The sequence below is a fragment of the Sphingobium sp. TomTYG74 genome (genome assembly GCF_055393875.1).
On sequence record NZ_AP027341.1, the window covers coordinates 917,053 to 942,587 of the forward strand.

Here is a 25,535-nt window from a genome sequence, read left to right on the forward strand (position 1 = left end):
ATCATGTCGGCCGTCCCCTTTTTGTCGTGCGCCATCTGGCGCAGGTCCCTGTTATGTCGATGATAGGAAAGAAGGTGCGCCCATCACCCGATCAGCGCACCCTGTTTCAAATCAGGCCTTGGTGGCGAGATAGGCCAGCCAGAGATCGGCGATCTTCTTGCGCGTCCCGGCCTGAACCGACTGGAACGCCGCCTTGGCCGAAGCGACATCGCCACCCAATGCCTTGGCGATGCCCATGCGCGTATTGATTTCGTCCGCGTCGACGCCGCCCTTCTGCTTCGCGAGGTCGAACATCGCAGCCGCCTTGGCATAATCGCCATAGCCGAGGTAGGCGTCCGCAGTGGCCGCCGCGATCTTGCCAGTGGCAGCCTTGCGGGCATCAGCTTCCGCCGAAGCCAGGGAAGCCTTGTCGCCCGCAATCTTCGGCGTTGTGGTCTGGTACAGGTCCGCACCTGCCGTACCCTTCAGCACTCCCTTGGCGCGGCCCTGATCGATCGCCGACTTTACCTCGCCATAGATGCCGGTCTTTGACGCCATTTCACCATATTCAAGGAAGTCGCCTGCCACCACCAGGCCGCCCGATGCCGCCATCAAGCGGAGAACGTCCAGATTCTCGCGCGTCGTGATATTGGGGTTGGATTGCTGGAACAGGCGGATGAGCGTGCGAAGATTCTCGCCGTTGGGTGCCGCCTGATAAGCCAATGTCGCCCATTCGGTCACTTCGGGCAGGCGCGCGGCCGCCGCCCGGCTCACGCCGATCTGATACCATTGGGCTGGCACCTGACCGCCCGCCGCCTTGGTGGCGTCGGCTGCGGCCTTCAGAGAAGCAAGGCCCTTCTGGTTGAGGCCGCGAGCGGGTTCAGCGGAAGGATTGGCCGTCCCTGCCTTCCCGAAATAGGCTTGCGCCAATGTGGCGTTGACCGCTTCAGGCTTGTAGCCCGCCTGAGCCGCCGCCTGCGCCCGCTGGATCGCCAGATCATAATTCTTCGCCTGCATCGCCTGATCGGCGGCAACCGCGTTGAATTGCCCGACCTGATCCGCCGGGGTAAGGCCGCTGTCCAGCATCTGCGTCAGCGCCTCGCTCTGCATCGCGCTGTCCTTGGCGGCGATGGAGGCATTCAGCTTGACGGCGCCAATCTGATATTTGTCATCGTTCGATTTGGCCTTGCTGTCTGCATCGGCCAGCGCCGCCTTGGCTGCGGCAAAGTCATTCTTCTGCGCCGCTGCCTGCGCCGTCTGCAAAGCCTTGATCACGTCGGGCGAGACATTGAGCTTGGGCGCTCCGCCCTTCTTGTCCTCCTTCTTCGCCGCCATCGCGGGCGCGCAAACAGCGCCGCTGGTGACCGCAAGAGCCAAGGCAAGCGCCACGGGGGATACAAAACGCATGATCATCTTCTCCTCTGCGCCTTGGGGAAAGGCGCCGCTTGATTAAGCGCCGTTTAGGGGGCGGCGCGTGAATGACGTTTGAACATCGTATATGCAGCAGTTTTCCGCCTGTCAGCCCTTTCTTACAGCTTGATCTGACGCGAGCGCGCGTGCGCGCGAGGGGTGACAGATTTGTTTCGCTCCGCTAGTGCATGAGCAACGAAACAGTTCCATCCAAAAAGAGAATCGCATTGACCGACGAGACTGCCCTCGCCGACCCTTCGGACATCAGCCCCATCTCCATCGTCGATGAGATGAAGGCCAGCTATCTCGACTATGCCATGTCGGTCATCGTCGCCCGCGCCCTGCCCGACGTGCGCGACGGGTTGAAGCCGGTGCACCGCCGCATTCTCTTCTCGGCCCATGAATCGGGCTTTCAGCATAACAAGCCCTATCGCAAGTCGGCGCGCATCGTCGGTGACGTGATCGGTAAATATCACCCGCACGGCGACAGCGCGATCTATGACGCCTTGGCGCGCATGACGCAGGACTGGTCCATGCGCGTGCCGCTGATCGATGGTCAGGGGAACTTCGGTTCCATGGACCCCGATCCGCCAGCGGCCATGCGTTACACCGAAGCGCGCCTTGCCAAGGTCACGACCGCCCTGCTGGAGGATCTCGACAAGGACACCGTCGATTTCCAGCCGAACTATGACGCTTCGGAGAGCGAGCCGCAGGTGCTGCCCGCCCGCTTCCCGAACCTGCTCGTCAACGGCGCGGGCGGCATCGCGGTCGGCATGGCGACCAACATTCCGCCGCATAATCTGGGCGAAGTCATCCGCGCCTGCCTTGCCTATATCGATAATCCGGCGATCACGATCGATGAACTGATCCAGATCGTCCCCGCTCCTGACTTCCCGACCGCTCCACTGATCCTTGGTCAATCCGGCGCCCGCAACGCCTATCATACCGGCCGTGGTTCCATCATGATGCGCTCGCGCCATGTGATCGAGGAAGGTCGCGGCGACCGCCGCTCCATCGTGCTGACCGCCATCCCCTATCAGGTCGGCAAGAACGGCCTCGTTGAAAAGATCGCCGAAGCCGCCAAGGACAAGCGGATCGAGGGCATCAGCGATATTCGCGACGAATCGAACCGTCTGGGCGTTCGCATCGTCATGGACCTGAAGCGCGACGCCACACCCGAAGTCGTGCTGAACCAGCTCTGGCGCAACACCCCCGCCCAGTCGAGCTTCCCGGCCAACATGCTCGCCATTCGCGGCGGCCGCCCGGAATTGCTCAACATCCGCGACATTATCGAGGCGTTCGTCCGCTTCCGCGAAGAGGTCATCACCCGCCGCACCAAGTACGAACTCAACAAGGCTCGCGATCGCGCGCATATCTTGCTGGGCCTGGTCATCGCGGTCACCAACCTCGACGAAGTCGTCCGCATCATCCGTGGATCGGCCAGTCCCGCCGAGGCACGCGAAACCCTGCTGGCCCGCGACTGGCCGGTGGCGGAAATCGCGCCATACCTCAAGCTGGTCGAAGCGATTGAAACCGAAGCAGGCGGCGAAACATATCGCCTGTCGGACATTCAGGTCCGCGCCATCCTCGACCTGCGCCTCCATCGCCTGACCGCGCTCGGCCGCGACGAAATCGGCAATGAACTGGCCGAACTGGCCGCAGCCATCGCCGAATATCTCGCCATCCTCGGCGACCGTCAGAAGCTCTACGCCGTCATGCGCGAAGAGTTCGAGACGATCGAACGCGACTTCGCCACCCCGCGCATCTCGGAAATCACCGCTGCCGCCGACGGCATCGAGGATGAGGATCTGATCGAGCGCGAGGAGATGGTCGTCACCGTCACCGTCCAAGGCTATATCAAGCGCACCCCGCTCGAAAGCTTCCGCGCCCAGGCGCGCGGGGGCAAGGGCCGCTCCGGCATGGCGACCAAGGATGAGGATGCGATCACCGAACTGTTCGTGACCTCCACGCACACGCCGGTTCTCTTCTTCTCGACGGCGGGCAAGGTCTATCGCCTCAAAGTCTGGCGCCTCCCCGAAGGCGGCCCGGCGACACGCGGCCGCCCGATGGTGAACCTGCTGCCGCTCGGCCCCGGCGAAACGATCCAGACCGTCTTGCCGCTGCCCGAGGATGAGGACAGCTGGAAGGACCTGCACGTCATGTTCGCGACCGCGAACGGCACGGTGCGCCGCAACAGCATGGACGCCTTCGCGAACGTGCCGAGTAATGGCAAGATCGCCATGCGCTTCGATGAAGGCAGCGAGGATTGCCTGATCGGCGTGGCGCTGCTCAGCGAAGAAGATGACGTCCTGCTCGCCACCCGTCAGGGCAAGGCAATCCGCTTCAAGGCGACCGACGTGCGCGAATTCCAGAGCCGCACTTCAACGGGCGTGCGCGGCATGACGCTGAAGGGGGATGATGAAGTCATCTCCCTCTCCATCCTCCACCGCGCCGGAACCACGCAGGAAGAGCGCGAAGACTATCTCCGTTTCGCCCCGTGGAAGCCTGAGAAGGAAGGCTCCCCGCAGATGCCCGAGGAGCGCTTCGCCGAGCTACAGGCGAAGGAGCAGTTCATCCTCACCGTCTGCTCCAACGGCTATGGCAAGCTGTCGTCGGCCTACGACTATCGCCGCACCGGCCGCAGCGGTCAGGGCATCACCAACATCGACAATATCGCGCGTAACGGCCCGGTTGTCGCCAGCTTCCCCGCGCGCCACGGCGATCATCTGATGCTCGTCACCGATCAGGCAAAGCTGATCCGCATGGGCCTCGACACCCTGCGCGTCATCGGCCGCAACTCGGCAGGCGTGCGCCTCTTCAACGTATCGGATGACGAACATGTCGTCAGCGCCGCGAAGATCGAGGAAAGCGACGAGGAAACCGAAGTCAGCACCCCCGCAGGCCTCGAAACCTCCCCGGAAGTCAGCCCTGAATCTGACCCGGACCTCACCGAAGAGTGACCGACCTCTTCGCCTACAAGATCCTGACCAAGGATCAGTATGACCAGCTAAAGACCGACGGCGTGTTCAAAGGCGCGCCAGTCGATCTCGCCGACGGCTACATCCACATGTCCACCCGGCAGCAGGCCGCCGAAACCGCCGCCAAACACTTCGCGGGCCAGGACAATCTGGTGATGATCATGGTGGACCTCGCCCCCTTCCGCGAAGCGCTGAAATGGGAAGAGTCACGCGGCGGCGCCCTCTTCCCGCATCTGTACGCCGACCTGCCCCTAAGCGCGGTCGCGGGGAAGGTGGTGCTACGGTTGGATGAGCAGGGTAAGCATCTGTTCCCTGCGGGCTTCTAACCCCGTTCGTTTCGAGCGAAGTCGAAACCACTCAGCGAAGCGCACCTCCTCTCCTCCCGTCATTCCCGCGAAGGCGGGAAGCCATCACCAGACATGTCACCTAGACCCTGCTTGTGGGAGAGAGATTCCCGCCTTTGCGGGAGTGACGAAGTGGAGTGGGTAGCGGACTGGTAGATTCACAGTCGTCGCATTGTTATGAGGAATGCAATTTACTGCGCTGGGGCTGCGGAAGGCAGCAATTTGCAGTACCCGACCATCTTGGTTTCAAATCGGTAGTCACCATTGTCGGTGCGGATGGCCGTGCCGAACCGCGCATTGTAGGGCGATGGCGAAAGCAGCGCATCGGCCAGAGATATCCTTAACAATTGAACACTTGCCGCTTTTGCATCGCTTGCATTACCGAAAACCCATTCGCGCGCAGGTCCGTTCTCGCCAATAAAGCTGTTATGACTGATGGGCGGCTGTTTGGCATTCAAGCTCTTGGTCATCTCGGCCCCCAATGGCACCTTCACAACGGGTATATCACCAGGCGCCACGGAGCCGTCCGCAGGGCGGTTAAAGAAGCATTGAAGCAGCATTGCGGAAGTGAGAACAGCACTCATGCGTATGGTCCAAATTCTTCGATTGTCGCGGCTGACTTCGTGCCGCGAGGATCAGCATTGCCGCTTCTGATCGACAAAGCAATGCACCGTTCGCTTCGTCGGTAGTTGCCAACAAACGGTAGCTTCTAGGATATGGACTCACCCACCCAATGACCCCCTATGATAGCGGTCAGTTGCTCCTCTCCATCCGCACAACCATCCCCTTATTCACCCAATAATCAAACCCGCCCCACCTGATCCGCCGCGACCAAGCCGCCGCCAACTGCATCCCCAAATGCACCCAGCACACCAAAAACGGCGCCAGCACATCCCACCACAGCGATCGTCGAGCCGCCCGCACCTGCCCCATCTCCAGCACGCCCGCCAAAATCCGCCGCCGTACCAGCTCTCGCCCAGCCGCCGTCGCATAACCCACCGCTACAGCACTCCAATCACCCCAGCCAAGCGCCCAAACCCAGCCCAAAGCCTGCACCCCAACCACCAGCGTCGCGACCGCCCACATCCCCACGCTGTTCGTCACAATATGCCAATACTGCCGCACCCCAAAAGCAATCGCACCCCGCGCCTCCATCGGCGAAGCCACCAACAAATCCCGCACCGGCCGCAACCGCAGCTTCGCCCGCCACCCGGCCAGCCCGATCGCCATATCATCCGACAACCGCCCCGCCAGCGCCGCATCCAGATCGAGCCGCTCCGCCACCTCCCGGCTCAAGGCCATCGCCCCGCCCCACGGCATGGTCGCGCCAGCAGCCCGAGGCAAAGTCGCCAACTGCATCTCCACAGCCCCCACCAGCGCGGCCACCGCACTTCGCTCAGGCAACAGTAACCGATAGCCAGTCACAATATCCGCCTTCCCCCGCACCAGAGGAAAGAGCAACCGCCCCACCAACCGCACCGGCGGCTCAATATCCGCGTCCACGAACACCAGATAGCGATCCTCCGGCCGCAAAGCCCGCAAAGCCGCCCGCAACTTATGAACCTTCTGCCCCTCATCCACCGCGACGCCCGCGCGGACAAGCTGCACCCAATCCCCCTCCCGCGCCGCCAAAGCCTGCGCCGCCGCGCACCCGCCGCTCGAAGCAATCACCAACCGAAACCGAGCCGTCTGCGCCTTCAACCGCGCAATCAATTCCGGGCCGCCATCCCAATCATCCCGCACCGAAAGCAGCACGACCACGCCCCCGGGCGCCTCCTCCTGACGATCGACCGGAAGATGCCGCCAGTAATTCAGCACCCCCAGCAGCGAGAGCCCCTGCAACACCACCCACAGCCAAAAGGCCCAACCCATAAGAAATCCAAGCCCTTTACCACCCCGACCGCTGCTGTATGACGGCAGGCGCGATGCTCTCCAACCCCTTTCTCTTCACCCTCCTCCGCATCCTCCCCGCATCCATCGCGTCATGGCTGGGCGGCTGGCTGTCGGCGAACGTCGCACGCAGGAACATGAAACTGCGAGACCAGCGCGCCCGCGCCAACCTCGCCATCCTGCGCCCGGACCTGGACGAAACCGCCCGCGAAGAAATGCTTACCCGCCGCTGGTTCAATCTCGGTCGCACGATGGCCGAACTCGCCAATATCGACCGGCTCGTGAACAACCGCCATGTTAGCATCATGAACGAACCAGCCTATCGGGAAGCGCTGGCCTCGGCCCGCCCCATGATCTTTCTGACCACCCATATCGGCAACTGGGATTTGCTCGCCGCTCATTTGAAAGCGTCAACCGATCGTCCCGGCCTCGGCGTCTACGACCCTCCTTCGGACCCCGCTCAGGCCAAGATGCTGAAGCGGGCACGGGAAAGCTATATGGGCGAAGCCATCACCGGCAGCGGCGCCGCCCGATCGATCCTGCGGCACCTTGCGGAAAAGGACAGGGCGATGCTCTACATCTTGGTGGACGAACGGAGGGATCGACAGGTCTGGTTCCCGCGCTTCGGCAGAAATGTGGAACCGTCGGGAAATCTTTCCATCGCGCTACGCCTTGCCCGGCGCAGCAACGCCCGCTTCCTGCCTTTCACCTTGGCAAGGACCAAGGGCGCTCATTTCCGTCTCGATTGGCACCCGCCACTTGATCCGCTGGTCATGGACGAAGCCGATCTGCTGGATCAGGTCGACGCCTTCCTCGGCAAAGCCTGCGTCGATCATGCGGACCAATGGCTCGCCCTGCATGACATGGATTTGGCCTCGGCCTGAAGCACCGTGTTCCTGCAAAGGCAGGAACCCAGTCCCGCCCTTTCGACCAGGCTCCCGCCTTCGCAGGAGCGCGGAGCGCAAAACGAACGGTTCTACGATACGCCAACACACGCTAAAGCCCCCAAATGTCCCGACTCGCCATCAAGATCTGCGGCCTTTCCACACCCGACACGGTCGGCGCAGCTATCCGCGCGGGCGCGACCCACCTCGGCTTCGTCCACTTCCCCAAAAGCCCACGCCACGTCGAAGCCGATCAACTACGCGCCCTCGCCGCAACAGTCCCCGCCCATATCGAGCGCGTCGCCGTCCTAGTCGACCCCACCGACGAAACCCTCGCCGAACTCTCCGCAACAAACGCCCTCACCGCCCTGCAATTCCACGGCAAGGAAAGCCCGGAGCGCACCGCCGCCATCGCTAAGCGCTTCAACCTCCCCGTCTGGAAAGCCATTTCCGTAAAAACCCGCGCCGACATCGACGCCGCAAAAGCCTATACCGGCGCGGCCGACCTCCTCCTCTTCGACGCGAAGACACCGGACGGCGCGGCGCTCCCGGGCGGCATGGGCCTACGCTTCGACTGGACCCTGTTGCGCGGCGTCCCCATATCCATGCCCTGGGGTCTTTCCGGAGGCCTCGGCATCGACAATGTCGCCGAAGCGATCCGCATCACCGGCGCCCCGATGATCGACGTTTCTTCCGGCGTGGAAAGCGCGCCGGGCATCAAGAGTGTGGACAAGATCATGGCCTTCTGCAAAGCGGCACAGCAATCATGACCATCAACAACTCCCTCCGCTCGCAACCGGATGCCTCCGGCCATTTCGGTTCCTTCGGCGGCCGCTATGTCGCGGAAACGCTGATGCCGCTCATCCTGGAGCTGGAGAAGGTCTACAAGGAAGCGAGGCAGGACCCCGCTTTCGAGGAAGAGTTTGAGGAACTGCTGCGCAACTATGTCGGCCGTCCCAACCCGCTTTACTATGCCAGCCGTCTAACCGAAGCGCTCCGCGCCGACGCCCCCGAAGGCAAGGGTGCCAAAATCTACCTGAAGCGCGAGGAACTGAACCACACCGGCGCGCACAAGATCAACAATTGCATCGGCCAGGCGCTGCTCGCCCGCCGCATGGGCAAGAAGAAGGTCATCGCCGAAACCGGCGCTGGCCAGCACGGCGTCGCCACCGCCACCGTAGCCGCCCTGTTCGGCATGGAATGCAAGATTTTCATGGGCGCAAAGGACGTCGAGCGGCAGAAGCCCAACGTCTTCCGCATGAAGCTATTGGGCGCCGAAGTCATCCCCGTCGTTTCCGGCTCGCAGACGCTCAAGGACGCGATGAACGATGCCCTGCGTCATTGGGTTTCGAACGTCCACGATACCTTTTACATCATCGGCACGGCAGCAGGCCCACACCCCTATCCGGAACTGGTCCGCGACTTCCAGTCGGTCATCGGCCGCGAAGCGCGCGAGCAGATTCTCGAAATCGAAGGCCGCCTGCCAGACATGCTGATTGCTCCGGTCGGCGGCGGCTCGAACGCGATCGGCCTCTTCCATCCCTTCCTCGATGATGTTGAGGTCAAGATGATCGGCGTGGAGGCAGCAGGCGAAGGCCTCACCGGCAGACATGCCGCGTCCCTCGCAGGCGGTGCGTCCGGCATCCTGCACGGCAACCGCACCTATCTGCTTCAGGACGAAGACGGCCAGATCACCGAAGCGCACAGCATTTCGGCAGGTCTCGACTATCCGGGCATCGGCCCTGAACATAGCTGGCTGCACGAAATCGGCCGGGTCCAGTACATGCCGATCACCGATGACGAAGCGCTGGCCAGCTTCCAGAAGCTAGCCGCTCTCGAAGGCATCATCCCGGCACTGGAATCCGCCCACGCCATCGCCAGCGCGGAAAAGGTCGCGCCAACGATGGACGCGGACCAGATCATCATCGTCAACCTCTCGGGCCGGGGCGACAAGGACATCTTCACCGTCGCCGACGCGCTGGGAGTGGAAATGTGAGTTCTCCCTTGGCACGCCGTGCTCCTGCGCAGGCAGGAGCCCAGACCCTACGCCCGAACTGGGCTCCTGCCTGCTCAGGAGCACATTGCGCCGGATTCAACCATGACTGACCGCCTCGCCACTCGCTTCGCCACCTGCAAGGAAGCAGGCCGCGCCGCCCTCATCACCTTCGTGACCGCAGGCGACCCGACCGTTGCCGCCACCCCGGCGATCCTCGACGCCCTCGTTGCGGGCGGCGCGGATATCATCGAACTCGGCATGCCCTTCACCGATCCGATGGCGGACGGTCCCGCGATCGAACTCGCCAATCTGCGCAGCCTCGGGTCAGGCACGAAGACGAAGGACATTTTCCACCTCGCCACCACCTTCCGCACCCGCCACCCGCATATACCGCTGATCCTCATGGGCTATGCCAATCCCATGCTGATCCGCGGCTCTGAATGGTTTGCGCAGCAGTGCCGCGAAGCAGGCGTGGATGGCGTGATCTGCGTCGATGTCCCGCCTGAAGAGGACGCCGAAATCGGCCCGGCCCTGCGCGCGGCGGGCGTTCACCTTATCCGCCTTGCCACGCCGACTACCGACGCGGCTCGCCTTCCCGCCGTGCTCAACGGCGCCAGCGGCTTCCTCTACCATGTCGCCGTCGCAGGCGTGACCGGCAAGCAGCAAGCGGCCCAAACAGCCGTCGAGCAGGCCGTCGAGAAGCTGAAAGCCGCAACCGACCTCCCCATCGCGGTCGGCTTTGGCGTCCGCTCCGCCGAACAGGCAGCCGCCATCGGCCGCGTTGCTGACGGCGTCGTCGTCGGGTCAGCCATTGTCGACATCGTCGGCTCGCATGGTGATGCCGCCGCGCCCTTCGTTCAGGAGTTCGTCGCCACATTGAGCGGCGCTCTCAAAGCCAACAGCCCCCATTTCCGGGAGACCGCCGCATGAGCTGGATCAACCGCGTCCGCAAGGCCGTTCCCTTCCTCGCAAAGAAGGAAACCACCGCCGAGACGCTGTGGCACAAATGCCCGTCCTGCACCGAGATGATCTTCATCAAGGAGTGGGAGGATAATCTTTCCGTCTGCCCGCGCTGCGACCATCACGGCCGCATCGGCCCGTCTGAACGGTTCGAGCAGATCCTCGATGCTGGCTTCATCCTGCTCCCCACCCCGCCGGTGCAGGAAGACCCGCTGAAGTTCCGCGATTCCAAACGCTATCCCGACCGGATCAAGGCTGCCCGCGCGCAGACCGGGGACCAGGATGCGCTGATCAATGCGCGCGGCGCAATTGACGATGTGCCGCTGGTCATGGGCGTGCAGAATTTCGCCTATATGGGCGGGTCGATGGGCATGGGCGTAGGCGCGGCCTTCATCCAAGGCATTAATGAGGCGATTGGCCACAAATGCCCCTATGTCATCTTCACCGCAGCGGGCGGCGCGCGCATGCAGGAAGGGATTTTGTCCCTGATGCAGATGCCGCGGTCGACGGTCGCCATCCAGAAGTTGCACGCCGCAGGCCTGCCCTATATCGTCGTCCTGACGGACCCCACGACGGGCGGCGTAACGGCGAGTTACGCCATGCTGGGCGACGTCCAGATCGCCGAGCCCAATGCGCTGATCGGCTTCGCGGGCCAGCGCGTCATCGAAAGCACGATCCGCGAAAAGCTGCCCGATGGTTTCCAGCGCGCCGAATATCTGTTGGAACATGGCATGCTCGACATGGTCGTGCATCGCAGCGAATTACGCGACACGCTGGCCCGAGTGATCGGCTATCTAGCCCCTCGCGCCGCTGCCTGACGCGATCGGGCGAGGAACATAGGGCCATGCCCGACCACGCCATTTCGGACGACCCGGCGGTCCAATCGCAGCTGGATCGGCTCGCTACGCTGTCGCCCGGTGCGGACATATTGGGTCTTGAACGTATCACCAGCCTGCTCGACAGGCTGGGCAATCCGCACCGCGCGCTGCCGCCCGTCTTCCATGTCGCAGGCACCAACGGCAAAGGCTCGACCTGCGCCTTCCTGCGCGCCGCGCTCGAAGCAGACGGCCGGAGCGTCCATGTGTTCACCTCGCCCCATCTCGTCCGCTTCAACGAACGCATCCGCCTCAACGGTCAGTTGATCAGCGACGAAGCGCTCGCCCATTATCTGTCCCGCGTGCTGGACGTGGCCGAAGGCATCGGGGCCAGCTTCTTCGAAGTCACTACCGCCGCCGCCTTCCTCGCCTTCGCCGAGCATCCCGCAGACGCCTGCATCCTTGAAGTAGGGCTGGGCGGCCGTCTGGACGCTACCAATGTCATCGAAAACCCCGCCGTCTGCGGCATCGCCCAGCTCGGGATCGACCATCAGGCGTTCCTCGGCAACACGCTGCGCGCCATAGCGGCGGAGAAGGCGGGCATCGCCAAGCCGGGAGCTGCCCTGGTAACCCAGCGCTATCCCGAATCACTGGCTCCCGCAATGCGCGAAGCATCGGCCCGCGCCCGCACCAACTGGCTCCCCATGGGCGAAAGCTGGGATGCAGCCAGCTACCGCGACCGCCTCCACTATCGCGACGAACAAGGCCGCATCGAAACCCCGCTCCCCCGCCTTCCCGGCGCGCATCAGGTGCAGAACGCCGCCCTCGCCTTCGCCATGCTGCGCCATCAAACGGCCCTGCCCGTCAGCGAAGCCGCGCTCAAAGCCGCCCCCCTCTGGGCGCACTGGCCCGCCCGACTCCAACGCCTGGACCACGGCCCGCTGCTAGCCCCGCTCCCTCCCGAAAGCGAAGCCTGGCTCGACGGCGGCCACAACGCCGGAGCCGGAGAAGCCATCAGCGCCTTCTTCACCACAGATCGCCTCGCTGGACGCAAACTGCACCTCGTCATCGGCATGCTCGCCAACAAGGAAGTGGATGCCTTCCTCGCCCCATTCGCCGGACGCATAGCCCACATCCACGCGCTGCCCGTCCCCGGCCACGAGCACCATCCCGCCAGCCGCTTCGCCGCCATCGCGGAGCGCTGGGGCATCGACTGCACAGCGCATGCAGATCCCGCCGCCGCTATCAAAGCCGTCGCGGCGTCATCCAAAACCGAAGCCCCACTCCTGTTCATCGCCGGGTCGCTCTATCTCGCAGGCGAAATTTTGCGCCTGAACGAGCAATATCCCGACTGAATACACTTGAGATTGACTCGCAATAGCGTAACCTGTCCTCCGTAACCCAACGGATAAAAGGTGCTCGCATATGCCCAGTGGAGAGATCACCCCCCTAGACCTGCCCGGCGCAATGCCTGCCGGCTACGGCAACAGACTGTTCCTCTACGCGATGCGACGAATGGCCAGCGCCGGGGTCGATGATGCCCACGCAGCCAACGCCATGCTCGGCGCGTTCGGGCGCAGCTACCGCCGCCCGCTAGTCCTCATGCGCGCCATGATGCTCGAACTTGCCCGCTGCGCAACCCGCCGAATACTCGTCGCGCCTTGCTGCTGCGCGCGCATGACCGCCGACGAAGCATCGCTCATGCACTCCATCAGCACAGCGCTACAGGACCCGCCTTCATCCTATGAGCAACTCGCCTCGCTGCTCGGCACGGACGATGTGCTAGGCGCCCTCACCTGCCTGCAAGCCGTCTCCCAGGCCCACAGCGACCTAGGCCGCCCGCTGGACCTTTACGCCGGAGCCTGAATCCCTTCATCTGTAGCGGCGCTGCCGACACTCGCATCCACCAGCCCGCTGCGCATCATCAGCCAGAACAGGATGATGCCCGGCAGCGCCAGCACGGTTGTCAGCAGATAGAAATCGACATAGCCGAACCGCTCGATCAAGGTCCCCGCCGACGTTCCTGTGAGAAACCGCCCGACAATGCTCGCCGCCGCCGAAATCATCGCATATTGCGCGGCGGTGAAACGCAGGTCGCACAGCGCGGAGAAATAGGCGACCACCGCTACGCCACCGATCCCGCTAGCAAAATTCTCGAACCCGATAGCCCCCGCCATGCCCACATTGCTCTTGCCGGTCGCCGCCAGCAGGGCAAAGCTGAAGTTCGACACCGCCATCAGCACCAGGCTGATCAGCACCGACCGCTTCAATCCCAACCGCGCATACAACACGCCGCCCACGAAAATCCCGGCCAGCAATGCCCAGAAACCCACGCCCACATCGTAGATCGCGATCTCCTCATTACTGTACCCCAGATCGTTGAACAGCAGCCGAAACGTCAGGTTGGCCAGCGTATCGCCAATCTTGTGGACGATGATGAACAGCAGGACGAGCAGCGCGCCCTTGCGCTTGAAGAAATCAACAAAAGGCCCAATAATCGCCTGCACCAGTTCCCCGCCCGTCTTCCGGGACGCAATCTCCCGATGCCGTTCAGGCTCGCCAACGATCAATGCGGCCAACATGGCAGGCAGGGCGAACAGAGAACAGACCAGATAAGCCAGCGTCCAATCCCAATATTGCGCCACCACCAGCGCCAGAGCGCCCGCCGCCGCCGCGCCGATCCGCCACCCATATTGCGACATGCCAGCGCCGATACCTAATTGTTCGGGCCGCAATATCTCGATGCGATACCCATCGATGATGATGTCGAACGTCGCCCCCGCAATCCCCAGCAGGATCGCCGCCCGCACCGTCCCCATCAGGTCGTTGGCCGGATCGACAACCGCCAGATTGACCACCGCCGCCATCACCAGCAGTCCCGCCACCAGCATCCACGACACGCGCTGGCCCAATCGATGCAGCAGGGGCAACTTCACCCCCTCGATCACCCAAGCCCACAGCCATTTGAGATTATAGGCCAGCAGCACCAGGCTGAACGCCGTAACGCTCTTCTTGTCGATCCCATCCTGCGCCAGCCGCGACGCCAGGTTCGCGCCGATCATGGCAAAGGGAAAACCCGACGAAATCCCCAGGAAAAGCGCAGCCAGCGGCGCCTTCTCCACATAGGGCTTCACCGCATCCAGCCAGCCTCGGGTGCCCACGGCAATGTCAGTCATGAAAAAGGTGCGCCCCCAAAATGCTTATCGCGCCACCATATGGCCAATCATCGGAGAAACAAGCAGAACTCGCCCCGGACATATGACCGGCTCAGGGCATGCAACCCAAAGGTCACCAACTTTTTCCAAAATGGCGCTTCGGGAGCCTTCCTATCATCTCCCCTCCCGCAGGCGGGAGGGGTCGGGGGTGGGCTAGCGCAACACCGGCCTCGTCAAATGGGCTCACGCAAGGCTCGCTACGCTCGCGCCCACCCCTAACCCCTCCCGCCTGCGGGAGGGGAATGCCTTGGATGGGTGGATTTGCGACTGTCGGCTTCTCGCAGAATTAGTTCGTAAGCTGCCACTATTTCAAGCGTATGACCTCTGTGAGAATGGAGGTGGCACGACATTGATGCCAAGTGTCTTGAAGTGCTGCGCGCGTCGGATCATCCCGGAAACTCGCAAGGGATTCGGAGTTGGGAAAATAGAGCAGATGGGTTTCGCTCTGCCTGTCAGAAGCGCGTAACCGCTCCTCCACTCGCGCTCCGTACTTACCGAGTAAGCCAAGCACTTTGTTCTCATATTTTTCAAACAAGTCAAAGTCTGCGCTCGAAGTATCGATTTGTACGAGAATGAGCATTGGTGCGGGTCCAGTACCAATCCATCTGATGGGATAAGTAGACAATGACGGCTAATCGAACCGGATCAAGCCAGATCATATGTCGTGCTTTGGGCGGGATCGGCACTTAGCTCGGTTGCCGCTCGGCATGAGGGCACGAAATTTGTACCGCTTTGAGCATCCTCCTCAAATCATCCGGCGAATCGCTGGAAATCTGGAGTGAGCCACCAGTGATCGGTTCACGAACTGGGATATCCATGATGACCTGATCTCCCAACCGAAATGCGATATTTTTGCCCACATGTTTGGCTGTTTCGGTCGTAACAAGCTCACGTCCCGAAACCGTAAGTAGCAGGGACAAAGCAGCGTCAGACAATGAGGCGTCGGCTATCTGGTCGCGGCAAAGGATAATGTCGCCCATTTTCAAATACTGATTGGCGACGAGCGTGTCAGGTTGGGCTGCGAATGCAGGCGGGAACATAAAGATGGCAGCGACGCAAAGCCCTGCCACACTGTGTAACGTGCGTCTCATAAAGGGGAGGTGTCACCAATCTCCAACGACCGCAAGTGGTCGTTAGTGACCTGTTCCCCAGTTGAACCTGTCATCAACCAAAAGCGCATCCGCGCCTCGCCACCCTCACCCCACCCGATCAAACAAATGCAACCCACGCGGCACGCGCGGCAGGTCCCCACCACGCAGCACCGCCTCAATCACCCCAATCGAAGCCAGCAGATCCCGCGGCAAATAGGGCTTGGCCAGGCACCCGACCGCCATCTCATGCGCATCCACCGGGCAGGTCCCGCTCACGAACAGCACCGCCAGCCCCTTTGCATAGGCATGTCGCGCCACATCAATGCCCGTCTTGTCGCCATGCAGCGTGATGTCGGCGATCACCAGATCGACCTCGTCCTGCTCAATGACGCTGATTGCATGGTCATAATCCTCGACCGTCGCGGCAACGCGGTAGCCGGCCTGCTCCAGCACATGCTCATTGTCGAAGGCGACCAAAGGCTCATCTTCCACCACCAGCACGCTGATGATGGCCTGTGCCTGCTGCCGTGGCTTCGAGTCCCCTTTGACTAGCCCGAAAAACATTTGCCGATCCGCCCCATATGCGCCATGCACCCGATCAAACGCGCGACCCCTTAAGGGAGTTGCGGCCGATCCTGCGCACTCGGCGACAGGACGGCACTATTCGTCATTTTCCCGGCATCTCCGATATGGGAATGCCGTCGCTTCGTTAAAAGGAACCGAGCGTGGAGCCGCCGAAAAAATCAGCACCGCCGCGCAGGACAGGACCGGGCGGCCCCCGGCGCCCCACGGACGGCAAGCCCGCCGGTTCGTCGCGCCCTGCCCGTCCGCCTTTCAAGAAAAGAAGCGCTGCTCCGGCCAAGCCAGCAAATCCCCATCCGGCGCGCATGGCCGCTGCCGCCAGCGGCACGAACGAACCGCAACGCATCGCAAAGCTGCTCGCCCGCGCCGGGGTCGCCTCGCGCCGGGAAGTAGAACGGATGATCGAGGAAGGCCGGGTCACTCTCGATGGCCAATTGATCTCGACCCCGGCGACCCTGCTGACCTCGCTCAATGGCGTGGCGGTGGATGGCAACCCGGTGGCGCAACCCGCTCCCGCCCGTCTCTTCCTCTTTCACAAGCCGTCGGGCTATTTGACGACCGAGCGCGATCCGCGCGGCCGTCCCACCATCTACGACCGCTTGCCCGCCGACCTGCCCCGCCTCATGCCCATCGGCCGTCTGGATATGACCACGGAGGGGCTGCTGCTCCTTACCACCGATGGCGAATTCAAGCGGCAGATGGAATTGCCCGCGACCGGCGTGCCGCGCACCTATCGCGCCCGCGCCTTTGGCGAAATCAGCCAAGCCCAGCTTGAAGACCTGTTTATGGGCATAGAGATTGACGGCATTCGCTATGGCCAGATCGAAGCCAATCTGGAACGCCGCACCGGCCGCAACCAGTGGATCGAAATGACCCTCACGGAGGGCAAGAACCGCGAAGTGCGGCGCGTTCTGGAGCATCTGGGCCTACAGGTGAGCCGCCTCATCCGCACCAGCTATGGCCCTTTCCACCTCGGCGAGCTCGCGTCGGGCGCGGTGGAGGAAGTGCGCCAGCACGACCTCATCGTCTTCCGCAAGAGCTTGAAGACGCCCAAATCCTGAAGCTCAACCCGTTCGCCCTGCGCTTGTCTCAGGGCTTTCCTTCTGCATGGACGCCAATCATGAGAATCATCGCAGGCCAATGGCGCGGCCGCCCGCTGGCAGCTCCCAAGGGCGACGCCACTCGCCCCACGGCCGACCGTACGCGCGAAACGCTTTTTTCCATGCTCGTGAGCCGCATCGGATCATTTGAAGGGCTGGCCGTCGGCGATTTCTTTGCAGGATCGGGCGCCTTGGGCTTTGAAGCCCTGTCCCGTGGTGCGGCTAGCTGCCTTTTCGTTGAACAGGATCAGGCGGCTCTGAATGTGATCCGCGCCAATGGCGACAAGCTCGGCATCCGGCCGGACATCCGCCAGAGCAGCGTCCTGTCGCTCGGCCCCGCGTTGAAACCGCTGGACCTCATTTTCATGGACCCGCCTTATAACAGCGGCGCAGGCGTCGTCGCTCTCGACAAGTTAAGCCGTCTGGGTTGGACCGGCCCCGCGACCTGGATCAGCATCGAAACCGATCGCCGCGAAGATGTGGCGGTCAAGGGCTTCACCATCGACGCAACCCGCGACGTCGGCAAAGCCCGCCTGACCCTGTTAAGAGCGATTCCCTCTCCCCTTTAGGGGAGAGGGCTAGGGAGAGGGGAACGCCCCAGGAGGCATCCCCATCCACCCATCAATCAAGCAGCCTCAGCATCCTCATAAGCCTGCGCTTCCTTGCCAATTAATATCTCGGCGAGGAACCAATAGGCCTTGCCCCACGCTTCCAGCACAGCGTCCGTGGCAACTTCCGCGCCCAGCACATCGCGGATCGCGGGCAGCAGTGCTTCGGCAACCTTGGGATAATGCTCGGCCTTCACGCCGGTTTCGACATGCCGCTGCACCATGCGCTCGACCGCGCCGGTGAGCGCCTGCAACTTGTCGATATTCTCGGCATAGCCCAGGATCGCCGCGGCCAGCCGCTTGGGCTGCTCGCCGCTGTCCTGTGCCGCCTGATCGAACATGTCCCTGATCGACGCATCCTGGAACAGGCGCGCATACATGGCGGTCGTGATCTCCACCCCATGGCTCCGCAGCGCGGGAGCGGTTGCCTTGACGATCGCGATGGTTTCAGCGCTGAGCTGGCTCATATATGCACCCCTTTGAACTAGAGACTCGGTAAAGACGCCTTTACGGTACATCTTTAAACATGTAAACAAGCTACATGTTTGATCTGCAAACCCCGTTCAATTAACGCATTCCCTCATGCAATTGACCCGCCACACCGACTACGCCCTGCGCGTCCTCATCCATCTGGCCGTCACGCCAACAGGTCGCGCAACCATCCCCGAGGTCGCCGACGCCTACGCTCTTTCGCGCAATCATTTGATGAAAGTCGTCCACCACCTCGGCCAAGGCGGGTTCATCCTGACCCGGCGCGGCAGAGGCGGCGGCTTCACCCTTGCCCGCGCTCCTGAAGCAATCAGGCTGGGGGATGTTGTCCGTCACACCGAAACGGACATGAACCTGGCAGACTGCGCAGGCTGCGGCCTCCGCGCCGCTTGTGGCCTATCGGGCATTTTGAAGGCCGCAACTACAGCTTTTCTGGCGGTACTCGACCAGCACAGCCTGGCGGACGCCGCCAAAGACAGGACCGGGCTGGCAGCGCTGATCGCTGCCCTGCCCGGCACCGTTTCTCCGGTCAGCGATGCCTGCGCGCCATCTTCTTCGAACGCGGCGCCTCGCCTGGATTGATGCAGCTATCCTGTACCGTACGACTGCATAGCGGATAGTCTTTACCGCCCGCAGGCGGAGGGGTCATGTTACCGCCAACGGTCACCGGATTGGCCGAACTGCCCACAGGCGCGGCGGGGTCCTTGGGCATACCCGGCGTTGCGGGTATCATGCCAGTGTCGGCTGGAACCTCTCCCGTCGGCTGACCAGCATTGGGATCTGCCGCAGTTGCAGGGCTCGCAGGCGTAGCTGGAACCGCCGGATCCGTCGGCATGCTATCAGTGGCTGGGGGCTGAGCCGTGCTTTCCGGCGCACCCTGAGCGATCGCAATGCCAGTAGCGCCGTTGGTAAAAGCCAGCATAGCGGCACCCGCAAGCATGATCGATTTCATGGGTCATCCTTTCCTGTTCCATCAACCCGTTCTGCCTTTTGGCGGGGGAACAACCGGATAAGTGACGCACGCGTTCCGATATGGACGACGAGTTGTTGCTATGCCGCCACCAAACGAATGACGCCTACCCGTCGGGATAGCGTTCGACATGCGGCATTGCGTGGACCCTCTCCATCCATGGTACAGCTTCGGCCCATTGGACATGAATGACGGGAGGAAAGGCCGAGGGGTTGTCGAAAGTTGATGCCTGAATATCGACCATCCCCGGAAAGGACGTGGCATTGCGATAAAAAAGACCTGTTCCACATCTGGCGCAGAAGTGCCGCGTGGCTTCCTTCGAGGATTGATAAAGGGTCGGCTCCCCGGTCACCTTGACGTCGTCCTCGGCGAACAGCGTCCACGCAACCATTGGCGCTCCAGCGCTGCGGCGGCAGTCATTGCAGTGGCAAAGAGCGCTGTAAACAGGTTCGCCCAAAGCCTCATAATGAATCGCACCACATTGGCACCGTCCAGTGGCCATAGCCTTTCCCCTTGCATGATTCGCCTTTTGTTCTCATGGATCGTCTTCAGTCGCAAGGGGGGACTGGCCCTTGCTCCCTCTATCCATGCTCCCTAGTTGTTGACCATGACCCTTCCCGCTCCCTCGCCTGATGATCCGCCCTATCTTCAGGGCCTCAATGAGCCGCAACGGGAAGCCGTCCTCACTGTCGAAGGTCCGGTTCTTGTTCTGGCGGGCGCCGGAACCGGCAAGACGGCTGCGCTGACCGCAAGACTGGCGCATCTTATAGCTACGCGCCGTGCCTATCCGTCGGAAATCCTGGCGGTCACCTTCACCAACAAGGCCGCGCGCGAGATGCGCGAGCGTGTCGGACGTATGATCGGTCCGGCGGTGGAAGGCATGCCATGGCTCGGCACATTTCATGCCATCGCTGCCAAAATGCTTCGCAGACATGCCGAATTGGTCGGGCTGCAATCGAACTTCACCATTCTTGATACCGACGATCAGCTTCGGCTGATGAAGCAACTGATCCAGGCTGAAGGGATTGATGAAAAGCGCTGGCCAGCGCGGCAGCTGGGTGGCTTGATCGATCAATGGAAGAATAAGGGGCTGACGCCTGACGAAATCAGCGCGGGAGATAGCGAATCTTACGGAAATGGGCGCGGGCAGAAATTATATGCTGCCTATCAGGCCCGCCTTCGTGATGTAAACGCCTGCGACTTCGGCGACTTGCTGCTCCATGTACTCACCATATTGAAGCGTCACCGGGATGTGCTCGAAAGCTATCAGCAGCGGTTCCGCTATATCATGGTGGACGAGTATCAGGACACGAACAGCAGCCAGTATCTCTGGCTCCGTCTACTCGCTCAGCAGCGCAAGAATATTTGCTGCGTGGGTGATGACGATCAGTCCATCTATTCGTGGCGGGGCGCGGAAGTCGCCAACATCCTGCGATTTGAAAAGGACTTCCCGGGCGCCAAGATTGTCCGCCTGGAGCAGAATTACCGATCCACGCCCCATATCCTGGGCGCCGCGTCCGGTGTGATCGCCGAAAACGGCAACAGGCTAGGCAAGACGCTCTGGACCGACATCGACATCGGGGAGAAAGTCCGCGTCATCGGCGTTTGGGACGGGCCAGAAGAGGCTCGCCGCGTCGGCGACGAAATCGAGGCGATCGAGCGCTCGGGGCGATCATTGGAAGATGTGGCCATCCTTGTCCGGGCACAGCACCAGACCCGCGAATTTGAAGATCGGTTCATTCAGATCGGTCTCGCGTATCGGATTGTGGGCGGCTTTCGCTTCTATGAGCGGGCCGAAATACGCGACGCGCTTGCCTATCTTCGTCTCGTCAACCAACCGGCCGACGACCTGGCGTTTGAAAGGATCGTCAATGTTCCCAAGCGCGGCTTGGGTGACAAAGCCGTGGAGAAACTTCACCGCCTTGCTCGGGCCGAGGCCATACCCTTAGCGCTCGCGGCTGCACGAATTCTCGATACCGACGAAATGACTCCGCAGGCGCGCCGCAGCCTTGGCGCCTTTGTCGGGGATTTGGCCCGCTGGCGCGACCGTGCGACCCAGCTTCCCCATGCCGAACTCGCGCGCCAGATACTGGACGAAAGCGGCTACACGGCAATGCTTCAGGCAGAACGCACAGCCGAAAGCGCAGGTCGCCTCGAAAACCTGAATGAACTTACCCGCGCGATGGAGGAATATGAAACGCTGGGCGCGTTCCTCGAACATGTGTCGCTGGTCATGGACAATGATGCGCAAGCCGAGGAACGGAAGGTCACGATCATGACCATCCATGCGGCCAAAGGGCTCGAATTCGACACCGTTTTTCTGGCGGGCTGGGAAGAGGGTATTTTTCCTTCGCAACGGGCGTTGGACGAAGGCGGTCTCAACAGTCTGGAGGAAGAACGTCGGCTCGCCTATGTGGCGATTACCCGCGCCAGGAAGCTGTGCGTCATCCTTCATGCCGCAAACCGGAGAATATATGGCCAGTGGACCAGTTCCATCCCGTCACGGTTCGTAGGCGAGTTACCTCCGGAACATGTCGAGGAGGAAAGCAGCATGGCGGGCGGCGCATCCCTATGGCGTGCCAACTGGTCCGAGCGCGCTGATCCCTTCGCCAACGTGCAACGAGGCAGCGGGCGCGGCCCAGGCTGGCAGCGGGCGCAACAAAATGGCCAGTTCTCCCGCGAACCCGTACGGATCGTTGAAGCGCGCGCGTCGGCTGTGTCCCTCGGCAATAAGGGGCGAGATGACATGCATCTGGGGTTGCGCGTATTTCACCAGAAATTTGGTTACGGCACGATTGCGGAGATCGAAGGCAACAAGCTCGAGATAGATTTTGAAACTGCTGGCCGTAAGCGTGTGATGGACAGCTTCGTGCAGCCAGCTTGAACTTGACCAAGTCAGTTCTCGTGCGGCTCATGCGCGTCAACTATCAGCTTGGTCAGCGTTCCTAAACTATCTCGTCGTTTGCCGGAGGAGGGTCACTATTCCAGCGCTCCCTCTCACCACCTGCTGAAGCGCGATGGCGATCAAACGCTACACCACGCCCTGAGCCACGATCTGGCGAGCGTAGCTGCCATTCGCTGATGACTAGTGCCAGCCTATCGCGAAGGAAGATGGTGGAGCCTAGCGGGATCGAACCGCTGACCTCCTGCATGCCATGCAGGCGCTCTCCCAGCTGAGCTAAGGCCCCATCGTTGCGCGGCATCATACCGCATCCCAATGGATTGGGCCATGTCCGGCATCGAGCCGTCGGCCGATATAGGATGCCAAGCACCCGCTTGATAGCTTCCGGGCTATACAGGTGAGGCTTGGGCCGTCCGGAAAACTGGTGGAGCCTAGCGGGATCGAACCGCTGACCTCCTGCATGCCATGCAGGCGCTCTCCCAGCTGAGCTAAGGCCCCGTTACCAGTGTCAGCGCCGCTTGGGACCGGCGCTTCGGAGGTCGCTGCCATTAGGAGGCAGCAACTTCCTTGGCAAGCACAAAATTACTTAATTGTCGTCGTCGCCGTCGTCGGCGGCGGCATCCACGCCGAGGTCATCGTCACCGCCCAGGTCAACGTCATTGTCCGGCGAATCGCCATCATCATCAACGTCCAGATCAAGGTCCAGATCATCATCTGCCGTCTCCAGCTCCCCGTCGGCGGTTTCGATAACCTTCTTCGGCGCTTCCTCGTACGGCAGCGGCTGCTTCGACTTCAGGACCGGTTCGGGTTCCCAGGCGGTGTTGCAGTTGATGCAGGTGACCGGGTCGTCCTTGCCCAGGTCATAGAAGCGCGTGGCGCATTTCGGGCAGGTACGCTTCGTGCCCCATTCAGCCTTGACCATGTCCGGCCTTGTCCTTCTTACGAGTGCTTCAACGAATATCACGCGGCGCGACCATGTCGCCCGCGAAGCGACGGGCGCCTTGCCATAGCGGAACCGCGCTGTCAAAAGCCGGGCGCAATTTTTCAGTTTCCTGACAAACGGATTGACCCGTGACCACTTCTTCCGATCAGCCTGTTCCCATGACCTTCTCCAGTGCTCCTCCGCTTGCGGGCAGTGTAAGGGTGCCGGGAGACAAAAGCATTTCGCATCGTTCACTCATGCTCTCTGCACTGGCCGTTGGGGAAAGCCGCGTCGAAGGCCTGTTGGAAGGAGAGGATGTGTTGGCCACTGCCGCGGCGATGCGTGCGATGGGCGCGCAGATCCAACGAGACGATGACGGCATCTGGCACATTCGGGGCGTGGGCGTGGGCGGATTGCTGCAACCCCAAACAGCTTTGGACATGGGCAACAGTGGCACGTCGACCCGCCTCCTCATGGGCTTGGTCGCAAGTCATGGCATCACCGCGACTTTCATCGGAGACGCATCGCTGAGCAAGCGCCCGATGCAACGCGTCACCGAGCCGCTGTCCCATATGGGCGCCAGCTTCACCACCAGCCCCGGACACCGGCTGCCGCTCACCATGCGGGGCGCCTGTCCTGCCGTGGCGCTGGATTATCGCCTTCCAGTCGCGTCAGCGCAGGTAAAGTCCGCGATCTTGCTGGCTGGTCTGAACACCCCCGGAGTTACGCGCGTCGTCGAGCCGGTTCCGACTCGCGATCACAGCGAACGCATGCTCAAGGGCTTTGGCGCCGACCTGGACGTAGAAGTCGATGCGGATGGAACACGGATCATCACTTTAAAGGGCGAAGCCGAACTTCATCCCCAAGCCATCACCGTCCCCGGCGACCCCTCATCGGCGGCCTTCCCCATGGTCGCTGCGCTGCTTGTCCCCGGCTCGAAGATTGCCATTGAAAATATCGGCCTGAATACGACCCGGGCAGGATTGATCGATCTGCTGCGCGAGATGGGCGGCGACATCGTCATCGAGAACCCGCGCGAAGTCGGCGGGGAACCGGTGGGAGACATCGTCGTCACTGCGTCCCGCCTGACGGGCGTCGAACCAGACCCCGCCCGCGCGCCCTCCATGATCGATGAATATCCGGTCGCCTTCATCGCGGCTGCCCTTGCCGAAGGGCGCAGCACCTTCCGAGGCCTTGAAGAATTGCGGGTCAAGGAATCTGATCGTATCGCGACCATGGCGGCGGGCCTTCGCGCCATCGGCGTTAGAGTGGAGGAACTGGAGGACGGCATCGTCATAGAAGGAAGCGGAGGTACGCTACTGCCCGGCGGCGGCCCCATCGCGACGAAGCTGGATCATCGTATCGCCATGAGCTTTGCGGTGGCCGGTCTTGTGTCCAAAAACGGCGTCACCATCGATGACATGCGCCCGGTCGCGACCAGCTTCCCCGGCTTTACCGCGCTCTTGCAAACACTCGGCGCAATGGCGTGAATTTCGATTTTCCCAACGTGGTTGGCCTTATCGGCAGCGGCCTCATGGTTATTGCTTACGCCTACAGCAACATGGCGAAGGTGCTGAACTTCAGGCTCTTCAATTTTCTCAACCTGATCGGTTCGTTGCTGCTGATCTACTCACTGACGGTTCATTTCAACGTCGCATCGATGGTGCTGGAGGTCGTCTGGGCCTTTATAGCCGTCATTGGTCTCACCAAGACGTTGCGAAAAGGCAAAGCAGAATGATCATCGCCGTCGACGGTCCCGCAGCATCGGGCAAGGGTACGATCGCCAAGGCGCTCGGACGTCATTACGGGTTGCCAGTCCTCGATACCGGACTGCTCTATCGTGCGGTAGGGCTCGCCGTGCTCAAGGCTGGGGGTGATCCGGACCATGAAGCCGACGCGGTTGCCGCTTGCGATTTTGATGACGCGGTGCTTTGCGATCCTGCGCTGCGGAGCGAGGCCGTCGGCTCGCTCGCTTCCCGCGTTTCCATCCACCCGAGCGTTCGCCAGGCACTCGTCCAGCGACAGCGCGATTTTGCGACCCGACCGGGTGGCGCGATACTTGACGGCCGCGATATCGGGACGGTGATCGCACCGGATGCGGATGCGAAGGTCTTTGTCACGGCGAGCGTTCACGTGCGCGCCAAGCGTCGCTATGATGATGCGCTTTCCCATGGCGGACACCCGGACATGGATAGCTTGATCGCGGATATTCAGGCACGCGACACTCGCGACATGAGCCGGGATCATGCGCCGCTGCGAATGGCTGATGGCGCGGACTTGCTCGACACAAGCAATTTGACTATAGACGCCGCCGTCCAGCAGGCGATTGCTCTGGTGGACGCCCAGTTGGAACGTCGGCAACAGGCCTGACGCGATGACGGCGCTTGGGATTCCCCGGCG

The 25,535-nt window shown here is 62.0% G+C and carries 26 protein-coding genes and 2 tRNA genes; 16 read left to right on the top strand and 12 right to left on the bottom strand.

Annotation, left to right across the window (positions count from 1 at the left end):
* Nucleotides 1-111 precede the first annotated feature (111 nt).
* Nucleotides 112-1,392, bottom strand: coding sequence for a hypothetical protein (locus ACZ5TB_RS04675; protein ID WP_464792190.1), 1,281 nt, complete (start codon nt 1,390-1,392; stop codon nt 112-114).
* Between the two features lie 224 nt (nt 1,393-1,616).
* Here ACZ5TB_RS04675 and gyrA point away from each other — a divergent pair, with 224 nt between their 5' ends.
* Both gyrA and ACZ5TB_RS04685 read left to right on the top strand, forming a co-directional pair.
* Nucleotides 1,617-4,349: a DNA gyrase subunit A gene (gene gyrA, locus ACZ5TB_RS04680; protein ID WP_464792191.1), complete on the top strand. Its 2,733-nt coding sequence runs from the start codon at nt 1,617-1,619 to the stop codon at nt 4,347-4,349.
* Nucleotides 4,346-4,693, top strand: coding sequence for a DUF952 domain-containing protein (locus tag ACZ5TB_RS04685; RefSeq protein WP_464792192.1), 348 nt, complete (start codon nt 4,346-4,348; stop codon nt 4,691-4,693). Before gyrA ends, ACZ5TB_RS04685 begins: the two co-directional genes overlap by 4 nt.
* A 209-nt stretch (nt 4,694-4,902) precedes the next feature.
* On the opposite strand, the gene ACZ5TB_RS04690 is transcribed toward ACZ5TB_RS04685, so the two are convergent.
* Nucleotides 4,903-5,295, bottom strand: a complete 393-nt coding sequence (locus ACZ5TB_RS04690; RefSeq protein ID WP_464792193.1) for a hypothetical protein — start codon at nt 5,293-5,295, stop codon at nt 4,903-4,905.
* 169 nt (nt 5,296-5,464) lie between these two features.
* Nucleotides 5,465-6,583: a glycosyltransferase gene (locus ACZ5TB_RS04695; RefSeq protein WP_464792194.1), complete on the bottom strand. Its 1,119-nt coding sequence runs from the start codon at nt 6,581-6,583 to the stop codon at nt 5,465-5,467.
* 53 nt (nt 6,584-6,636) lie between these two features.
* Here ACZ5TB_RS04695 and ACZ5TB_RS04700 point away from each other — a divergent pair, with 53 nt between their 5' ends.
* The 7 genes from ACZ5TB_RS04700 (at nt 6,637) to ACZ5TB_RS04730 (ending at nt 13,122) form a co-directional block, all read left to right on the top strand.
* Nucleotides 6,637-7,485, top strand: a complete 849-nt coding sequence (locus ACZ5TB_RS04700; protein WP_464792487.1) for a lysophospholipid acyltransferase family protein — start codon at nt 6,637-6,639, stop codon at nt 7,483-7,485.
* A 125-nt stretch (nt 7,486-7,610) separates the two neighbouring features.
* Complete coding sequence (locus ACZ5TB_RS04705; RefSeq protein WP_464792195.1) at nt 7,611-8,255, top strand: phosphoribosylanthranilate isomerase; 645 nt, start codon at nt 7,611-7,613, stop codon at nt 8,253-8,255.
* Nucleotides 8,252-9,481, top strand: coding sequence for a tryptophan synthase subunit beta (gene trpB / locus ACZ5TB_RS04710; RefSeq protein ID WP_464792196.1), 1,230 nt, complete (start codon nt 8,252-8,254; stop codon nt 9,479-9,481). Before ACZ5TB_RS04705 ends, trpB begins: the two co-directional genes overlap by 4 nt.
* A 102-nt stretch (nt 9,482-9,583) precedes the next feature.
* Nucleotides 9,584-10,411 (top strand): tryptophan synthase subunit alpha, encoded by an 828-nt coding sequence (gene trpA, locus ACZ5TB_RS04715; protein ID WP_464792197.1) that lies wholly within the window; start codon nt 9,584-9,586, stop codon nt 10,409-10,411.
* Nucleotides 10,408-11,259, top strand: coding sequence for an acetyl-CoA carboxylase, carboxyltransferase subunit beta (accD, locus tag ACZ5TB_RS04720; RefSeq protein WP_464792198.1), 852 nt, complete (start codon nt 10,408-10,410; stop codon nt 11,257-11,259). Before trpA ends, accD begins: the two co-directional genes overlap by 4 nt.
* 26 nt (nt 11,260-11,285) lie before the next feature.
* On the top strand, nt 11,286-12,611 hold the full coding sequence (locus ACZ5TB_RS04725; protein ID WP_464792199.1) for a bifunctional folylpolyglutamate synthase/dihydrofolate synthase: 1,326 nt from the start codon (nt 11,286-11,288) through the stop codon (nt 12,609-12,611).
* A 70-nt stretch (nt 12,612-12,681) separates the two neighbouring features.
* Nucleotides 12,682-13,122 carry a DUF6628 family protein gene (locus ACZ5TB_RS04730; protein ID WP_464779587.1) on the top strand — a complete coding sequence of 147 codons (441 nt, stop codon included), beginning with the start codon at nt 12,682-12,684 and terminating at the stop codon, nt 13,120-13,122.
* Here ACZ5TB_RS04730 and ACZ5TB_RS04735 read toward each other — a convergent pair.
* The 3 genes from ACZ5TB_RS04735 to ACZ5TB_RS04745 form a co-directional block, all read right to left on the bottom strand.
* Nucleotides 13,107-14,432 (bottom strand): AmpG family muropeptide MFS transporter, encoded by a 1,326-nt coding sequence (locus tag ACZ5TB_RS04735; RefSeq protein WP_464792200.1) that lies wholly within the window; start codon nt 14,430-14,432, stop codon nt 13,107-13,109. The two genes, ACZ5TB_RS04730 and ACZ5TB_RS04735, sit on opposite strands and share 16 nt — an antisense overlap.
* 725 nt (nt 14,433-15,157) lie before the next feature.
* On the bottom strand, nt 15,158-15,562 hold the full coding sequence (locus ACZ5TB_RS04740; protein ID WP_464792201.1) for a hypothetical protein: 405 nt from the start codon (nt 15,560-15,562) through the stop codon (nt 15,158-15,160).
* A gap of 105 nt (nt 15,563-15,667) precedes the next feature.
* Entirely contained in the window at nt 15,668-16,126 is a 459-nt protein-coding gene (locus ACZ5TB_RS04745; protein ID WP_464779590.1) for a response regulator, read from the bottom strand.
* A 161-nt stretch (nt 16,127-16,287) separates the two neighbouring features.
* Here ACZ5TB_RS04745 and ACZ5TB_RS04750 point away from each other — a divergent pair, with 161 nt between their 5' ends.
* Nucleotides 16,288-17,205 carry a pseudouridine synthase gene (locus ACZ5TB_RS04750; RefSeq protein ID WP_464779591.1) on the top strand — a complete coding sequence of 306 codons (918 nt, stop codon included), beginning with the start codon at nt 16,288-16,290 and terminating at the stop codon, nt 17,203-17,205.
* Between the two features lie 59 nt (nt 17,206-17,264).
* Nucleotides 17,265-17,813, top strand: coding sequence for a 16S rRNA (guanine(966)-N(2))-methyltransferase RsmD (gene rsmD / locus ACZ5TB_RS04755; protein ID WP_464779592.1), 549 nt, complete (start codon nt 17,265-17,267; stop codon nt 17,811-17,813).
* Between the two features lie 56 nt (nt 17,814-17,869).
* Here the strand turns inward: rsmD and ACZ5TB_RS04760 are convergent, their stop codons facing one another.
* Nucleotides 17,870-18,319 (bottom strand): globin domain-containing protein, encoded by a 450-nt coding sequence (locus ACZ5TB_RS04760; RefSeq protein ID WP_464779593.1) that lies wholly within the window; start codon nt 18,317-18,319, stop codon nt 17,870-17,872.
* Nucleotides 18,320-18,434: 115 nt separating this feature from the next.
* Between ACZ5TB_RS04760 and ACZ5TB_RS04765 the strand changes: the two genes are divergently transcribed.
* Nucleotides 18,435-18,923, top strand: a complete 489-nt coding sequence (locus ACZ5TB_RS04765; RefSeq protein WP_464779594.1) for an Rrf2 family transcriptional regulator — start codon at nt 18,435-18,437, stop codon at nt 18,921-18,923.
* On the opposite strand, the gene ACZ5TB_RS04770 is transcribed toward ACZ5TB_RS04765, so the two are convergent.
* Together ACZ5TB_RS04770 and ACZ5TB_RS04775 are read right to left on the bottom strand one after the other, a co-directional pair.
* Nucleotides 18,871-19,293, bottom strand: a complete 423-nt coding sequence (locus ACZ5TB_RS04770; RefSeq protein WP_464779595.1) for a Fe-S oxidoreductase — start codon at nt 19,291-19,293, stop codon at nt 18,871-18,873. The genes ACZ5TB_RS04765 and ACZ5TB_RS04770 overlap by 53 nt on opposite strands.
* A 124-nt stretch (nt 19,294-19,417) precedes the next feature.
* Entirely contained in the window at nt 19,418-19,813 is a 396-nt protein-coding gene (locus ACZ5TB_RS04775; RefSeq protein WP_464779596.1) for a GFA family protein, read from the bottom strand.
* A 105-nt stretch (nt 19,814-19,918) separates the two neighbouring features.
* Here ACZ5TB_RS04775 and ACZ5TB_RS04780 point away from each other — a divergent pair, with 105 nt between their 5' ends.
* A complete protein-coding gene (locus tag ACZ5TB_RS04780; protein WP_464792202.1) occupies nt 19,919-22,195 on the top strand; it encodes an ATP-dependent helicase in 2,277 nt (758 codons plus the stop codon).
* Between the two features lie 228 nt (nt 22,196-22,423).
* On the opposite strand, the gene ACZ5TB_RS04785 is transcribed toward ACZ5TB_RS04780, so the two are convergent.
* The 3 genes from ACZ5TB_RS04785 to ACZ5TB_RS04795 form a co-directional block, all read right to left on the bottom strand.
* Nucleotides 22,424-22,499: transfer RNA gene (locus tag ACZ5TB_RS04785), tRNA-Ala, on the bottom strand.
* Nucleotides 22,500-22,635: 136 nt separating this feature from the next.
* Nucleotides 22,636-22,711 (bottom strand) — tRNA-Ala (locus tag ACZ5TB_RS04790).
* An 88-nt stretch (nt 22,712-22,799) separates the two neighbouring features.
* Entirely contained in the window at nt 22,800-23,135 is a 336-nt protein-coding gene (locus tag ACZ5TB_RS04795; protein WP_196226195.1) for a TIGR02300 family protein, read from the bottom strand.
* A gap of 149 nt (nt 23,136-23,284) precedes the next feature.
* On the opposite strand from ACZ5TB_RS04795, the gene aroA reads away from it, so the two are divergent.
* From aroA to cmk, 3 genes are read left to right on the top strand one after another with little or no spacing between them, the layout of a single operon-like run.
* Entirely contained in the window at nt 23,285-24,625 is a 1,341-nt protein-coding gene (gene aroA / locus ACZ5TB_RS04800; RefSeq protein WP_464792203.1) for a 3-phosphoshikimate 1-carboxyvinyltransferase, read from the top strand.
* Nucleotides 24,622-24,873, top strand: coding sequence for a CBU_0592 family membrane protein (locus tag ACZ5TB_RS04805; protein ID WP_464792204.1), 252 nt, complete (start codon nt 24,622-24,624; stop codon nt 24,871-24,873). Before aroA ends, ACZ5TB_RS04805 begins: the two co-directional genes overlap by 4 nt.
* On the top strand, nt 24,870-25,505 hold the full coding sequence (gene cmk, locus ACZ5TB_RS04810; RefSeq protein ID WP_464792205.1) for a (d)CMP kinase: 636 nt from the start codon (nt 24,870-24,872) through the stop codon (nt 25,503-25,505). Before ACZ5TB_RS04805 ends, cmk begins: the two co-directional genes overlap by 4 nt.
* Nucleotides 25,506-25,535 lie beyond the last annotated feature (30 nt).

Excerpts from the sequence above, each read along its gene's own strand:
- ACZ5TB_RS04760 (WP_464779593.1), bottom strand. The coding sequence starts at position 18,319 with ATGAGCCAGCTCAGCGCTGAAACCATCGCGATCGTCAAGGCAACCGCT.
- ACZ5TB_RS04700 (WP_464792487.1), top strand. The coding sequence starts at position 6,637 with ATGCTCTCCAACCCCTTTCTCTTCACCCTCCTCCGCATCCTCCCCGCA.
- ACZ5TB_RS04745 (WP_464779590.1), bottom strand. The coding sequence starts at position 16,126 with ATGTTTTTCGGGCTAGTCAAAGGGGACTCGAAGCCACGGCAGCAGGCA.
- accD (WP_464792198.1), top strand. The coding sequence starts at position 10,408 with ATGAGCTGGATCAACCGCGTCCGCAAGGCCGTTCCCTTCCTCGCAAAG.
- ACZ5TB_RS04735 (WP_464792200.1), bottom strand. The coding sequence starts at position 14,432 with ATGACTGACATTGCCGTGGGCACCCGAGGCTGGCTGGATGCGGTGAAG.
- cmk (WP_464792205.1), top strand. The coding sequence starts at position 24,870 with ATGATCATCGCCGTCGACGGTCCCGCAGCATCGGGCAAGGGTACGATC.
- ACZ5TB_RS04695 (WP_464792194.1), bottom strand. The coding sequence starts at position 6,583 with ATGGGTTGGGCCTTTTGGCTGTGGGTGGTGTTGCAGGGGCTCTCGCTG.
- ACZ5TB_RS04730 (WP_464779587.1), top strand. The coding sequence starts at position 12,682 with ATGCCCAGTGGAGAGATCACCCCCCTAGACCTGCCCGGCGCAATGCCT.
- ACZ5TB_RS04780 (WP_464792202.1), top strand. The coding sequence starts at position 19,919 with ATGACCCTTCCCGCTCCCTCGCCTGATGATCCGCCCTATCTTCAGGGC.
- rsmD (WP_464779592.1), top strand. The coding sequence starts at position 17,265 with ATGAGAATCATCGCAGGCCAATGGCGCGGCCGCCCGCTGGCAGCTCCC.
- ACZ5TB_RS04770 (WP_464779595.1), bottom strand. The coding sequence starts at position 19,293 with ATGAAATCGATCATGCTTGCGGGTGCCGCTATGCTGGCTTTTACCAAC.
- ACZ5TB_RS04690 (WP_464792193.1), bottom strand. The coding sequence starts at position 5,295 with ATGAGTGCTGTTCTCACTTCCGCAATGCTGCTTCAATGCTTCTTTAAC.
- ACZ5TB_RS04705 (WP_464792195.1), top strand. The coding sequence starts at position 7,611 with ATGTCCCGACTCGCCATCAAGATCTGCGGCCTTTCCACACCCGACACG.
- ACZ5TB_RS04725 (WP_464792199.1), top strand. The coding sequence starts at position 11,286 with ATGCCCGACCACGCCATTTCGGACGACCCGGCGGTCCAATCGCAGCTG.
- trpB (WP_464792196.1), top strand. The coding sequence starts at position 8,252 with ATGACCATCAACAACTCCCTCCGCTCGCAACCGGATGCCTCCGGCCAT.
- ACZ5TB_RS04795 (WP_196226195.1), bottom strand. The coding sequence starts at position 23,135 with ATGGTCAAGGCTGAATGGGGCACGAAGCGTACCTGCCCGAAATGCGCC.
- ACZ5TB_RS04740 (WP_464792201.1), bottom strand. The coding sequence starts at position 15,562 with ATGAGACGCACGTTACACAGTGTGGCAGGGCTTTGCGTCGCTGCCATC.
- ACZ5TB_RS04765 (WP_464779594.1), top strand. The coding sequence starts at position 18,435 with ATGCAATTGACCCGCCACACCGACTACGCCCTGCGCGTCCTCATCCAT.
- ACZ5TB_RS04675 (WP_464792190.1), bottom strand. The coding sequence starts at position 1,392 with ATGATCATGCGTTTTGTATCCCCCGTGGCGCTTGCCTTGGCTCTTGCG.
- ACZ5TB_RS04775 (WP_464779596.1), bottom strand. The coding sequence starts at position 19,813 with ATGGCCACTGGACGGTGCCAATGTGGTGCGATTCATTATGAGGCTTTG.
- trpA (WP_464792197.1), top strand. The coding sequence starts at position 9,584 with ATGACTGACCGCCTCGCCACTCGCTTCGCCACCTGCAAGGAAGCAGGC.